Origin of the sequence: Micromonospora sp. NPDC049903, from assembly GCF_044460945.1 — a bacterium.
In the GTDB taxonomy this organism is placed as follows: Bacteria; Actinomycetota; Actinomycetes; order Mycobacteriales; family Micromonosporaceae; genus Micromonospora.
This window is the reverse complement of record NZ_JBITKL010000006.1, coordinates 202,093-215,158: the sequence shown is the minus strand read 5'-3', so window position 1 is coordinate 215,158 and position 13,066 is coordinate 202,093. Positions and strand designations below refer to the sequence as shown.

Here is a 13,066-nt window from a genome sequence, read left to right as displayed (position 1 = left end):
ACGGGGAGAATCGAGTGATGGAGCAGCCCCACGACCTCACGATCGACGCCCCCCGTACGTGGGAGAGACCGGTCGTCTGCGTACCGGTGCTGGTGGCCCTCTCGCTGGTCGGCGGGCGGTTCCCGTCGTTCTCCACGGAGGCCAACCTCTATGTGTTCGGCACCGGCGGGCTGTTGATCTGGCTGGGCCTGACCAAGCGGCTGCAGGCCCGTCCGGCCCCGCAGCGCCTGGGTTCCGGCGCGGTCTGGTGGACGCTGCCGGTGGTGGTGTTCGGGGTGTTCGAGGGGGCCACGTTCTTCGCGGCGGCCGGTGACGACTTCCCCACCTTCTCGCTGCTGGCCGACCCGCTGTTGGAGGACCGGCTGGTCCGTTCCGCCGCCTGGCTGGTCTGGCTGTCGGCGTTCTGGGGGTTGGTGCGCCGATGATGCGGTATCTGGCGATCGGTGGGTTCCTGGTCGGCCTCGCGCTGTTCGCGGTGGTCGAGTGGATGGCGCGGCGGGAGGGCTCGCGCATCCCGACGCTCGGCGAGATGTGCGCCTACGTGATGCGCTACGAGGTCGGTCCGGTTCCGGTGGGCCGGATCGGCATGTTCGGCTTCTGGTGGTGGGTGGGCTGGCACTTCCTGGCCAGGTGACCGGGATTCCACCGGTCCAGATGGCGGGAACAGCACGCACCATGTGGACCTGAACGATAGCTTGGGAATAGACCGGTGCTGCTGTGGCACGGGTCACGGGAGCGGAGCCCTACCCGGCGTCGTTTCCCCTCCAGGGTCGACCGACCCGGGCCAACCACCACACCACCCGTCCATAGCTCCGGTGATCCTGGGGCCGGTTCCGGGTGTCTGTCGTACACCGCCCGTGATGCCGTCGCGCCAGTCGGCGCGCGCCCTGGAAGGGGTTCGCCATGCCCGCCAAGCCCAAGCCCGAGACCACCGACGAGGCCCGCGAGCAGGCCCGCCGTGCCCTGCAGACCTCGATGGACACCCGTCAGTGACCGTACGCGATCGGCGGTGACGCCGAGCCGCACCGCGCGTACGGCGTCACCGCCTCGGATCGCCTGACGATCCCGGCGCGGCCCGCGCCACCGGGCCGCGTACCGACCATCACCCGTCCTCCCGCCGTCCTGGCGGACGCCCACGACGGGTAAGTGGCGCAGGAGCTTGCTCTCCTTACACATCGCGTGCCAGGATCGGCGGCGATGAGCCAGACCACCGTTGCCAGCCGTGTCGCCTCGCCGCGCCGGTTCGCCGCGCTCGCCCTGCCGGCCCTCGTGGTGCTGGCCGCTGAGCCGATCTACGTCCTCGTCGACACCGCCGTCGTCGGCCACCTGGGCCGCGTGCCGCTGGCCGCGGTGGCCGTCGGCGGCACCGTGATGACCCTGACCGCCTGGCTGGGCACCGTGGTCGCCTACGGCACCACCGGCCGGGCCGCCCGCCGCTTCGGCGCCGGTGACCGGGCCGCCGCCGTGGCCGAGGGCGTGCAGTCCTCCTGGCTGGCGTTCGGGGTGGGGCTGCTGGTCGTGGTCGCCATGCAGTTCGGTGGCGGCGCGCTGGCCGGCGCCCTCGCGGGCGGCGGCGAGGTGGGCGAGGCCGCCGGGCAGTGGCTGCGGGTCGCCGCCTTCGGTGCGCCCGGTCTGCTGCTCGCCGCTGCCGGCAACGGCTGGATGCGGGGCGTGCAGGACACCCGACGGCCGCTGTTCTTCGTGGTCGGCCCGAACCTGCTCTCCGCGGTGCTCTGTCCGGTGCTGGTCTATCCGGTGGGGATGGGGATGATCGGCTCGGCGGTGGCCAACGCGGTCGCACAGACCCTCGGCGGCGTGCTCTTCGTCGGCGCGCTGATCTCCGAGCGGGCCCCGCTGCGCCCGCACCTGCGGGTCATCCGCCAGCAACTCGTGCTCAGCCGGGACCTGCTGATCCGGGGCGTGGCGTTCCAGGTCAGCTTCCTGTCGGCGACCGCCGTGGCGGCCCGGTTCGGTGCCGCCGTGGTCGGTGCCCACCAGATCGCCGTGCAGCTCTGGTTCTTCGCCGCGCTGGTGCTCGACGCGTTGGCCATCGCCGCGCAGGCGCTGGTCGGTGCGGCCCTCGGCGGCGGCGACGCGGCGGTGGCGCGGGCCCTGGCCCGCCGGGTCGCCTGGCTGGGCGCGGTCTGCGGCACCGCCTTCGCAGTGCTGGTGGCGGCCGGTGCCGGTGTGGTGCCGGCCCTGTTCACCCCGGACACCGCCGTGCACGCGCAGGCGATGGTGGCCTGGCCGTGGTTCGTCGCGATGTTGCCGCTGGCCGGGGTGGTGTTCGCCCTGGACGGCGTGCTGATCGGTGCCGGTGACATCCGCTATCTGCGCAATCTGACCATGGCCGGTGCGCTGGGCGGGTTCCTGCCGGCGATCTGGCTCGCCTACGCCTTCGAGCTCGGCCTCGGCGGGATCTGGGCGGGCCTGATGCTGTTCGTCGTCGTCCGGCTGGTCGGTCTGGTGCTGCGGCTGCGCAGCGGTGCCTGGGCGGTGACCGGCGCGGTCCGAGACGAGACGCGGCCCGCCGACGCCGTCGCGTGACGGCGATGCGGCGGCGGTTCAGATCAGACTGAAGATCCCGTAGGCCGCCAGCACCAGGACCAGCGCGAGCGTCCAGGCGACGACCATCATGACGATCTTGGCGGTGACCGGAAAGCGCTGGTAGAGCCGTTGCCGTCGCTGCCACGCCCACCATCGGTCGCGCAGCCACCGCGCTCCGGGCAGCGCGGCGAGGCGGTCGCCGACCCGGGTCCCCAGGGTGCGTCGAGGCGGGGGCGGGTCGCGCATCCAGTCGGGCAACATGCTCGGCTGTTCGGGAGTCCGCAGGCCCACCGGGCGCTCGGGACCTCGCTTGCGGACGGTGCCGTCGTTCGTGGTCATCTCGTCTCCTCGCGATCCGCCGGTGGCACCTCGCCGCCATCGGCGCACCATCCTGGCAGGGCCGCCACCGGCGGGTACATCCGATTTCCGGCCGGTCGTCCGGTGTCGGGCGGGCGCGGGCGGTCTGGCAGGCTTGCACGTCGTGAGCACTGACGGTCTGATCGTGGTGGACAAGCCCGGCGGCATGACGTCGCACGACGTGGTGGCGAGGATCCGCCGGTTCGCGCGGACCCGGCGGGTCGGCCACGGCGGCACACTCGACCCGATGGCCACCGGGGTCCTGGTGATCGGCGTGAACCGGGCCACCCGGCTGCTGACGTACGTGATCGGGGCGGACAAGAGCTACACCGCCACCGTCCGCCTCGGCCAGTCCACGGTCACCGACGACGCGGAGGGCGACGTGATCGCCACCACGCCCGCCGGCACCGTCACCGACGCGGCGATCCACGCCGCGCTGGCGGACCTGACCGGCGAGATCGACCAGGTGCCGAGCGCGGTCAGCGCCATCAAGATCGACGGACAGCGGGCGTACAAGCGGGTGCGCTCGGGTGAGAGCGTCGACCTGCCGGCCCGGCGGGTCACCGTGTCCCGCCTCGACGTGCTGGCGATCCGGCGCGACCAGCCGGACGTCGTCGACGTGGACGTCGACGTGTCCTGCTCCACCGGTACGTACATCCGGGCGATCGCGCGCGACGCGGGCCTGGCGCTCGGGGTCGGTGGGCACCTGACCGCGCTGCGGCGGACCGCGGTGGGCGGCTTCACCCTGGCCGAGGCCGCCACCCTCGACGAGCTGGAGCAGCGCGCGCCCGACGTGGTCGGGGTGCCGCTGGCGGCCGCCGCCGACCGGTTCTTCCCCCGCCGGGACGCCGGACCCGACGAGGCGAAGGTGCTCTCCCACGGTGGACCGCTGGAGCCGGTCGGGCTGGCCGGACCGTACGCGGTCTTCGATCCGGCCGGCGGGTTGATCGCTATCGTCAGCGAGCGGGGTGGCCGGGCCCGCGCGGAGATCGTGCTCGCCCCGGCCTGACGGCGGATGCCGGCCCGGTCGGTGCGGGCGGGCGGACTAGCGGAGGAACAGCATGCAGCGGTGGCGGGGCTTCGACGCGGTGCCCGGCGGGTGGGGGCGGTCCGTCGTCACCATCGGCGTCTTCGACGGCGTGCACAAGGGGCACCAGGCGACCATCGGCCACACCGTCGCCCGGGCCCGCGAACTGGGCGTGCAGTCGGTGGTGGTCACCTTCGACCCGCACCCGGCCGAGGTGGTCCGGCCCGGCTCCCACCCGGCGGTGCTCACCGAACCGGCCCGCAAGGCCGAGCTGATCGAGTCGCTCGGCGTGGACGTGCTCTGCGTGGTGCCGTTCACCGCCGAGTTCTCCCGGCTGCCCGCCGAGGCGTTCGTGCACGACATCCTGGTCGCGCACCTGCACGCCGCGCTGGTGGTGGTGGGGGACAACTTCCGGTTCGGGCATCGGGCCGCCGGGGACGTCGCTCTGCTCGACCGGCTCGGCCGGACGTTCGGCTTCGCGGTGGAGGACGCCCCGTTGGTCTCCGAGGCGGGCACGGTCTTCTCGTCCACGTACATCCGCTCCTGCGTCGACGCGGGGGACGTGGCCGCCGCTGCCGTCGCGCTCGGGCGACCGCACCGGCTGGAGGGGGTCGTGGTCCGGGGTGACCAGCGCGGCCGGGAACTGGGCTTCCCCACCGCGAACCTGCTCTGCCACCGGTACGCGGCGGTCCCGGCGGACGGCATCTACGCCGCCCGGATGATCCGTCGGGGGCAGCCGCACCCGCTGGCCGCCGCCGTCTCGATCGGCACCAACCCGACCTTCTCCGGTCGGGAGCGGCGGGTCGAGGCGTACGCGCTGGACTTCGACGGCGACCTGTACGGCGAGCGGCTCGCCCTGGACTTCGTGTCCCGCCTGCGCGGGCAGGTCCGGTACGACGCGATCGAGCCGCTGGTAGCCCAGATCACCGAGGACGTCGCGCAGACGCGCCGGGCGCTGGGCTGAGGGCTCGTCAGGGCGATCCCGACCAGGTGCTGGTAGGCTGGCGTGGACGTCGGCTGACCGACGTGGGGCCTCGCTGCCTGCTCGACGCCGCGGGCGCGAAGGCCGTTCGTCGCCGGTGCCCTAGCCCGGCCCGACGAACCGTATCGACAACCCACCAGAACAGGGAGAACATGGCGCTCGACCAGCAGGCCAAGGCCAAGATCCGCGAAGAGTACGCGACCGCCGAGGGTGACACCGGGTCGCCCGAGGTGCAGGTCGCGGTCCTCACCAAGCGGATCGCCGAGCTCACCGAGCACCTGAAGGTGCACAAGCACGACCACCACAGCCGCCGTGGGCTGCTGCTGCTGGTCGGCCGTCGCCGTCGGCTGCTCAACTACGTGCAGAAGAAGGACATCAACCGCTACCGGTCGCTCATCGAGCGACTCGGTCTGCGTCGGTGACGTGACGGGGGGAGCGGCCCAGCGGGCTGCTCCCCCCGTCCGCGTCCCACCCGAGACACGGGCCGCGCGCACCTGAGACAAGGGGAGCCGTCGGCGTACCGGTCTCCGGTAGTGGCCTCCGGAGGCCCCGGCAGTTCGCCGGTGGTACCGGGCGCTTCGATCGAAGACCGGCCGTCCGTACAGCTCCCGCGTCGTGGCCCCCGATGCGAAGGAGCACTACAGCACCATGACCGAGACCAAACTCGGCACCGAAACCCGCACCGCCGTGATCGACAACGGGTCGTTCGGCACCCGTGAGATCACCTTCTCCACCGGTCGGCTGGCCCGTCAGGCCGCCGGCTCCGTCATCGCCCAACTCGGCGAGACGGTCGTGCTCTCCGCCACCACCGCCGGTAAGCACCCGAAGGAGCAGTTCGACTTCTTCCCGCTGACCGTCGACGTCGAGGAGCGGATGTACGCCGCGGGCCGGATCCCCGGCTCGTTCTTCCGCCGGGAGGGCCGCCCCAGCGAGGACGCCATCCTCACCTGCCGCCTGATCGACCGGCCGCTGCGCCCCTCGTTCGTCAAGGGCCTGCGCAACGAGGTGCAGGTCGTCGAGACCATCCTCGCGCTCGACCCGCAGCACCCGTACGACGTGGTGGCGATCAACGCCGCCTCGATGTCGACGAAGCTCTCCGGCCTGCCGTTCTCCGGCCCGATCGGGGCCACCCGGATGGCCCACGTCGACGGCCAGTGGGTCGCCTTCCCGACCCACGAGGAGCTGAGCCGCGCCACCTTCGACATGGTGGTGGCCGGTCGCGCCCTGGCCGACGGCGACGTCGCGATCATGATGGTCGAGGCCGAGGCCACCGAGCACACCGTCAAGCTGGTCGCCGACGGTGCCCCGGCCCCCACCGAGGAGGTCGTGGCGAGCGGTCTGGAGGCCGCCAAGCCGGCCATCCGTGAGCTGTGCCGCGCGCAGAGCGAGCTGGCCGAGGTGTCCGCCAAGCCGGTCGCCGAGTTCCCGGTCTTCCTGGAGTACCAGGACGACGCGTACGACGCGGTCGCCGAGTTCGCTCGCGCCGACGTCGCCGAGGCCCTGCAGATCGCCGGCAAGGCGGACCGCGAGGAGGCCCTGGACGCGGTCAAGGCCCGCCTGCTGGAGGAGCTCGGCCCGCGCTTCGAGGGTCGGGAGAAGGAGCTGTCGGCCTCCTTCCGCTCGCTGACCAAGTCCGAGGTGCGCGGTCGCGTGCTGCGGGAGCAGGTCCGGATCGACGGCCGTGGCCCGCGCGAGATCCGTCCGCTGAGCGCCGAGGTCGGCGTGCTGCCCCGGGTGCACGGCTCGGCGCTGTTCGAGCGCGGCGAGACCCAGATCCTGGGCGTCACCACGCTGAACATGCTCCGCATGGAGCAGGCGCTGGACACCCTCTCCCCGGAGAAGTCCAAGCGCTACATGCACAACTACAACTTCCCGCCGTACTCGACCGGTGAGACCGGCCGGGTCGGCTCGCCGAAGCGCCGCGAGATCGGGCACGGCGCGCTGGCCGAGCGGGCGCTGATCCCGGTGCTGCCGTCGCGCGAGGAGTTCCCGTACGCGATCCGGCAGGTCTCCGAGGCGCTCGGCTCCAACGGCTCCACCTCGATGGGTTCGGTCTGCGCCTCGTCGCTGGGCCTGCTCTCCGCCGGTGTCCCGCTGAAGGCGCCGGTGGCCGGCATCGCCATGGGCCTCATCTCCGACGAGGTCGACGGCAAGACCCAGTACGTGACGCTGACCGACATCCTCGGTGCCGAGGACGCCTTCGGTGACATGGACTTCAAGGTCGCCGGCACCCGGGACTTCGTCACCGCCCTGCAGCTCGACACCAAGCTCGACGGCATCCCGTCGGACGTGCTGGCCGCCGCGCTCCAGCAGGCGTATGAGGCTCGGCAGACCATCCTCGACGTGATGCAGCGGGCGATCGAGGCCCCGGCCGAGATGTCCGACTACGCGCCGCGGGTCACCACGGTGAAGATCCCGGTCGACAAGATCGGCATGGTGATCGGCCCGAAGGGCCAGACCATCAACGCCATCCAGGACGAGACCGGCGCCGAGATCTCCATCGAGGACGACGGCACCATCTACGTCGGCGCCACCAACGGCCCGTCGGCGCAGGCCGCGGTCGAGCGGATCAACGGGATCGCCAACCCGACCCTGCCCAAGATGGGCGACCGCTTCCTGGGCACGGTGGTCAAGACCGCGCCGTTCGGCGCGTTCGTCTCGCTGCTGCCGGGCCGCGACGGCCTGCTGCACATCTCCAAGGTGGGCGACGGCAAGCGGGTCGAGAAGGTCGAGGACTTCCTCAACGTCGGCGACAAGGTCGAGGTCGAGATCGCCGACATCGACCAGCGCGGCAAGATCTACCTGGACAAGGTCCGGCCGGAGGGCGCCGAGGCGCCGGCCGCCGAGGCCGGTGGCGAGCGGCCGGCCAGCCGCGACCGGGGCGACCGGGGCCCGCGTGACCGGGGCGACCGCGAGCGCGGTGGCGACCGGGGCGGGCGTGGCCCGGAGGGTGGCGAGGGCGGCGACGGCGGCGGGGACTCCCGTCCGCGGCGCCGCACCCGGCACAGCTGATCGCCGTTTTGTAGTACCGCACCGCTGACCGGCCGGGCGACACCGTCGCCCGGCCGGTTCGTGATCCACCACCCCTCGTCGTACTGGGAAGCAGGTTGCCGTGAGTCGGACCCGCCGTTCGTCCTTGCCCGCGGCGCGACCGGGAGGGACACCGTCCGGCAGCCGGCACGCCGCCGCGACGACCCGGTCCGCCGGAGCGGCCACCCGGGCGGTGACCAGGACGCTGAGTGACGATCCGCTGGGCGGTACGGTGCGCCGCACGGTGCTGCCCAGCGGGCTGCGGGTACTCACCGAGGCGATCCCGGCGATGCGCAGCGTCTCGTTCGGCATCTGGGTGGCGGTCGGCTCCCGGGACGAGACCGGGCCGCAGGCCGGCGCCGCCCACTTCCTGGAGCACCTGCTCTTCAAGGGCACCCACAAGCGGGATGCCCTGGAGATCTCCTCGTCGATCGAGGCGGTCGGCGGCGAGACCAACGCCTTCACCACGAAGGAGTACACCTGCTACTACGCCCGGGTGCTGGACGAGGACCTGCCCCTGGCCATCGACGTGATGTGTGACCTGGTCGCCGACTCGGTGCTGGAACCGGCCGACGTGGAGACCGAGCGGGGCGTCATCCTCGAAGAGATCGCCATGCACGACGACGAGCCCGGCGACGAGGTGCACGACCTGCTCACCCGGGCCGTCTACGGCGACCACCCGCTGGGCCGGCTGATCTCCGGCACCGCGGAGACGGTCACTCCGATGACCCGCCGGCAGATCCAGAGCTTCTACCGCCGCCGCTACGTCGCGCCGCAGATCGTCATCGCCGCCGCCGGGAACCTCGACCACGCGACCGTGGTCCGGCTGGTCCGGTCGGCACTCAAGGGCAGCCCGCTGGACACCGACCCGGCGACGCCCGCGTCGCACCGGCCGACCACCCCGGAGGTACGCACCCAGGCCCCCACCGTGGTCGTCCACGCGAAGGAGACCGAGCAGGCGCACGTGGTGCTCGGCTGCCCCGGCATCGACCGGCTCGACGAGCGGCGCTTCGCCCTCGGCGTGCTCAACAACGTGCTCGGCGGCGGCATGTCCAGCCGCCTGTTCCAGGAGATCCGCGAGCGGCGCGGCCTCGCGTACTCGGTCTACTCCTACGCCAGCCAGTACGCCGACACCGGTCTGTTCGGCGTGTACGCCGGCTGCGCACCGGGCCGGGTGCAGGAGGTGCTGGAGCTGACCCGGGCCGAGTTGGCGCGTACCGCCGCGCAGGGCGTCACTGAGGCCGAGCTGGCCCGGGGCAAGGGGATGAGCAAGGGCTCGTTCGTGCTCGGCCTGGAGGACACCGGCTCGCGGATGAGCCGGCTGGCCAAGGGCGAGCTGCTCTACGGTGACCTGGTCCCGGTCGACGAGCTGCTGCACCGGGTCGACGCGGTCACCCTGGACGACGTCAACGCCCTCGCCGCCGACCTGCTCAGCCGACCCATGTCGTTGGCCGTGGTCGGCCCGTTCGGCGAGTCGGACTTCATCGCCTGATCCGGCCGCGCGGGTGGGGCCGTACCCCCGGGGTGCCCGCGTCCCGATTGGGATAGGTTGTGCCGCGTGACTGACGAGCAGGAGAAGGGCGCGACCGGGCCGATCCGGGTCGGTGTGCTGGGCGCCCGGGGCCGGATGGGCCTCGAGGTGTGCAAGGCCGTCGACGGCGCCGCCGACATGGAGCTGGTCGCCAGCGTCGACCAGGGCGACCCGCTGTCCGCCGTCGCGGACGCCGGGGCGCAGGTGGTCGTCGACTTCACCACCCCGGACGTGGTGATGGACAACCTGCGCTGGTGCGTCGACCAGGGGGTGCACGCGGTCGTCGGCACCACCGGCTTCACCGGGCAGCGGCTGGACCAGGTGCGGGAATGGCTGGGCGGCACGCCGGAGCTGGGCGTGGTGATCGCCCCGAACTTCGGCATCGGCGCGGTGCTGATGATGCAGTTCGCCACCCGCGCGGCCCGGCACTTCGAGTCCGTCGAGATCATCGAACAGCATCACCCGCGCAAGCTCGACGCGCCCAGCGGCACCGCCACGCACACCGCCCGGCTGGTCGCGGCGGCCCGTGCCGAGGCCGGGCTGGGCCCGATGCCGGACGCCACCGCCGACGAGGTCGCCGGTGCCCGGGGCGCCGACGTCGACGGGGTACGCGTGCACGCGGTCCGGGCCACCGGCCTGCTCGCCCACCAGGAGGTGCTCTTCGGCACCACCGGCGAGACGCTGACCATCCGGCACGACTCGTACGACCGGGTGTCGTTCATGCCCGGCGTGCTGCTGGCCGTGCGCGCGGTGCCCGGCCGACCCGGTCTGACGCTCGGCCTGGACCCGCTGCTCGACTGAGCGCGACCCGGGCGGCCGCCACGCCCGACGCGGACTCCTTCCGGGCCGGGGCTGCCGCGACGGACCGGGGCTGCCGCGACGGACCGAGGCGGTGTCCCACCCCTGCTTCGGGCACTGTCGAGCTGAACCGTCTGCGCTATCGCGGCCGGTCGGCCGCCCGGCACCGTCGGTCGGCTACGTGTGACCCGTCGCTGCCGGACGAGCCGTCGCTGGCTGCTCGCTGCCGAGTGGCCGTCGGTGATCCGTCTCTGCTCTCAGCTCGACAGGCGCCGGGGTGGCAGTACTGCTCCGTCATGGTGCTGCCGAAGCACCGGCCGGCCGTTCGACGGCCGCTCAGTCCGCCTCGGCGGGCGGGGCGGCGGACGGGTCAGCCGGTTCGCCCGCCTCGGCGGGCACCGCCACGTGCAGCCGGAGCTGCGGCACCAGCATGTCGTCCACGTCCAGCGCCCGGCCCGCGCCGTCGGGCTCCCAGCCGGCCGCGCCGAGGAACTTCCGGGACGCCTCGTCGCCCTCGAAGACCCAGGAGACCGCCCGGGTGAAACCGGACTCCCGCCACAGGTCCACACTGGCGGCCAGCAGCCGGCTGCCGTGCCCGCGCCGGCCCCAGCGTGGCTCTACCAGCAGGTCGGTCACGGCCACCACGTCGGCGCCGAGCGCGTCGGCCGGCTCGTTCGGGGCCAGCGCCTCCGCGTCGGCCGGCCCGGAGGCGGCGAAGCCCACCAGATACGATTGTTCGGCCTGTTCGACGGCGACCAGCACCCGGTGGGTGTCGCCGGGCGGCTGGCGCACCGCGGCGTCCCACCGCCGCGCGAGCCACGCCTCGTCGAGGTTCTCCAGCACGTGCCGGGGCAGCAGCCGCCGGTAGGCGACCCGCCAGGTCGCGAGCTGGATGCGGGCGATCTCGGCGACGTCCTCCGGACGCGCCGGGCGGACAAACCCCAGAGCCATGGGACGACAGCCTACGCAGGGTGAGGGAGGCGACGGTGGCGCAGGGTGCCAGGCGGACGGTCGGACAGGTCGTCGCAGTGGTCGTACTCGCCGTCGCGGTGACCGCGTTCCTGTCCGTGGCGGCGGTCCGGCACGGCTTCTTCGACCTGCACGTCTATCGCGGCGCGCTGGTCTGGTGGGTGCACGACGGCGGCGAGATCTACGACTACCTGAAACCCGGCACCCAGTACGGCTTCACCTACCCGCCGTTCGCCGCGCTGGTGATGCTGCCGATGGCGTACCTGTCCTGGCACGGGGCGATCGTGGTGAGCGTGGCCGCCGGGGTGGCCGCCGCCGCGGTGCTGATCTGGTGGCTGCTGGACCCGGTGTCCCGGAGGGCCGGCTGGACCCGCTGGTTCGCGTTCGCGGTGGCGCTCTGCCTGGCCGCCGCGTTCGAGCCGATGCGCGAGACCATCAACTTCGGCCAGGTCAACACGCTGCTGCTGTTCCTGGTCGCGGTGGACCTGCTGCGGTTGCTGCCACGCGACAGCACGTGGGCCGGCGTCGGCATCGGCCTGGCCACCGCGATCAAGCTCACGCCCGGCATCTTCCTGATCTATCTGCTGGTCACCGGTCGCTGGCGGGCGGCGCTCACCGCCACGGGCACCGCCGCCGGGGCGACCGTCCTAGCCGCCGTGCTGTTCCCGGACGCGGCCCGCGAGTTCTGGACCTCCGCGCTGTGGAACACCGGCCGGGTCGGTGAGTTGGCCTTCATCTCCAACCAGTCGCTGCGCGGGGTGGTGGCCCGGCTCGACCCGCAGAGCCCCAGCACGCTGGCCTGGCTGGCGCTGGTGGCCGCGACGGTCGCGCTGTGGATCCGACGGTCCCGGACGGCCGCGGCGAAGGGGGACTCCGCGGCCGGTCTGGCGCTGACCGGCGCGGTGATGTGTCTGGTCAGCCCGGTCACCTGGGTTCACCACCTGGTCTGGCTGCTGCCGGGGCTGTTGCTGCTGGTGGACCACGGCATGGCCGCGCCACCGCGCAGCCGTCGCCGTCGGCTGCTGCTGGCCGCCGCGACCGTCGGGTACGGCTTCCTGACCAGCCGGATCGTCTGGGCGTGGGAGCAGGACTTCAGCGGGATCGACGGCTTCCTGTTCGGCAACACGTACGTCTGGATCAGCCTGGCGCTGCTGGCCTTCCTGCCGCTGGGCCGCCGGGGCGAACCACCGCTGGGCCGGGACGAACCGCCGGCTCCGGCCGCGCGGTCAGCCATCGAGGCGGCCGGTGTACCGCAACTCGACCAGCCCGATCGGCGGACGCCCGCCGGACAGCGGCACCGGATAGGTCGACTCCTCACCATCCGGTGACAACCCGGCCCGCTGATAGAACCGGCGGGCCCGGTGGTTGTCCGCCAGCACCCACACCCGGTACTCCGACCAGCCGCGTTCCCGCAGCCCGTCGTGCGCGGCGGCGAACAGCGCCGGAGCCGTGCCGTCGCCCCAGTGGGCGGGCGCCACGTAGAGCGCCAGCACCTCGCCGTACGTCGGGTCGAGGTCGCCCCGGTCCTGGTTGTTGCGGTACGGCCCGAACGTGGTGAACCCGGCCAACGCCCCGTCGACCTCGGCGAGCAGCGTGGTGAACGGGTGCTCCGGGTCGGCCGTGCCGACAGCCCGGCGGCGCTGCGCCCAGGCCACCGGGTTGAGCCGCCCCAGCACCTCGTCCGGCATGATCCCGGCGTACCCGGCCTGCCAGCCGCTCACGTGCACCCGGGCGATCGCCTCGGCGTCCTCGGGTTCCTCCCGACGGATGGTGGGCACGGCTCCAGTTCTAGGCGGCGCGGGGCGTCAGGTCCAGTGTCCGCACC

Annotated in this window: 13 protein-coding genes; 10 read left to right on the top strand and 3 right to left on the bottom strand. The window is 72.9% G+C overall.

Features of this window, described 5'->3' with window-relative positions:
• Positions 1-17: 17 nt before the first annotated feature.
• The 3 genes from ACIBO1_RS13595 (at position 18) to ACIBO1_RS13585 (ending at position 2,547) form a co-directional block, all read left to right on the top strand.
• On the top strand, positions 18-425 hold the full coding sequence (locus ACIBO1_RS13595; protein ID WP_396745289.1) for a hypothetical protein: 408 nt from the start codon (positions 18-20) through the stop codon (positions 423-425).
• Positions 425-634: a DUF6186 family protein gene (locus ACIBO1_RS13590; RefSeq protein WP_396745455.1), complete on the top strand. Its 210-nt coding sequence runs from the start codon at positions 425-427 to the stop codon at positions 632-634. Before ACIBO1_RS13595 ends, ACIBO1_RS13590 begins: the two co-directional genes overlap by 1 nt.
• A 563-nt stretch (positions 635-1,197) precedes the next feature.
• Positions 1,198-2,547, top strand: coding sequence for an MATE family efflux transporter (locus ACIBO1_RS13585; RefSeq protein WP_396745286.1), 1,350 nt, complete (start codon positions 1,198-1,200; stop codon positions 2,545-2,547).
• An 18-nt stretch (positions 2,548-2,565) separates the two neighbouring features.
• Here ACIBO1_RS13585 and ACIBO1_RS13580 read toward each other — a convergent pair whose 3' ends face one another.
• Entirely contained in the window at positions 2,566-2,886 is a 321-nt protein-coding gene (locus ACIBO1_RS13580) for a hypothetical protein (RefSeq protein ID WP_396745279.1), read from the bottom strand.
• 142 nt (positions 2,887-3,028) lie between these two features.
• On the opposite strand from ACIBO1_RS13580, the gene truB reads away from it, so the two are divergent.
• The 6 genes from truB to dapB all read left to right on the top strand — a co-directional run bounded on the left by truB (position 3,029) and on the right by dapB (position 10,275).
• Complete coding sequence (truB, locus tag ACIBO1_RS13575; RefSeq protein ID WP_396745276.1) at positions 3,029-3,913, top strand: tRNA pseudouridine(55) synthase TruB; 885 nt, start codon at positions 3,029-3,031, stop codon at positions 3,911-3,913.
• A gap of 52 nt (positions 3,914-3,965) precedes the next feature.
• Complete coding sequence (locus tag ACIBO1_RS13570) at positions 3,966-4,895, top strand: bifunctional riboflavin kinase/FAD synthetase (RefSeq protein WP_396745273.1); 930 nt, start codon at positions 3,966-3,968, stop codon at positions 4,893-4,895.
• Positions 4,896-5,065: 170 nt separating this feature from the next.
• Positions 5,066-5,335, top strand: coding sequence for a 30S ribosomal protein S15 (gene rpsO / locus ACIBO1_RS13565; protein ID WP_117226670.1), 270 nt, complete (start codon positions 5,066-5,068; stop codon positions 5,333-5,335).
• A gap of 226 nt (positions 5,336-5,561) precedes the next feature.
• Complete coding sequence (locus ACIBO1_RS13560; protein WP_396745270.1) at positions 5,562-7,925, top strand: polyribonucleotide nucleotidyltransferase; 2,364 nt, start codon at positions 5,562-5,564, stop codon at positions 7,923-7,925.
• 100 nt (positions 7,926-8,025) lie between these two features.
• Positions 8,026-9,435: a M16 family metallopeptidase gene (locus ACIBO1_RS13555; protein WP_396745267.1), complete on the top strand. Its 1,410-nt coding sequence runs from the start codon at positions 8,026-8,028 to the stop codon at positions 9,433-9,435.
• A 66-nt stretch (positions 9,436-9,501) separates the two neighbouring features.
• Positions 9,502-10,275 carry a 4-hydroxy-tetrahydrodipicolinate reductase gene (gene dapB, locus ACIBO1_RS13550; RefSeq protein ID WP_396745264.1) on the top strand — a complete coding sequence of 258 codons (774 nt, stop codon included), beginning with the start codon at positions 9,502-9,504 and terminating at the stop codon, positions 10,273-10,275.
• A 333-nt stretch (positions 10,276-10,608) separates the two neighbouring features.
• On the opposite strand, the gene ACIBO1_RS13545 is transcribed toward dapB, so the two are convergent.
• Positions 10,609-11,223 carry a GNAT family N-acetyltransferase gene (locus ACIBO1_RS13545; protein ID WP_396745261.1) on the bottom strand — a complete coding sequence of 205 codons (615 nt, stop codon included), beginning with the start codon at positions 11,221-11,223 and terminating at the stop codon, positions 10,609-10,611.
• Between the two features lie 35 nt (positions 11,224-11,258).
• Between ACIBO1_RS13545 and ACIBO1_RS13540 the strand changes: the two genes are divergently transcribed.
• A complete protein-coding gene (locus ACIBO1_RS13540) occupies positions 11,259-12,569 on the top strand; it encodes a glycosyltransferase family 87 protein (protein ID WP_396745452.1) in 1,311 nt (436 codons plus the stop codon).
• Here ACIBO1_RS13540 and ACIBO1_RS13535 read toward each other — a convergent pair.
• Positions 12,468-13,019 (bottom strand): GNAT family N-acetyltransferase, encoded by a 552-nt coding sequence (locus ACIBO1_RS13535; protein ID WP_396745258.1) that lies wholly within the window; start codon positions 13,017-13,019, stop codon positions 12,468-12,470. The two genes, ACIBO1_RS13540 and ACIBO1_RS13535, sit on opposite strands and share 102 nt — an antisense overlap.
• Positions 13,020-13,066 lie beyond the last annotated feature (47 nt).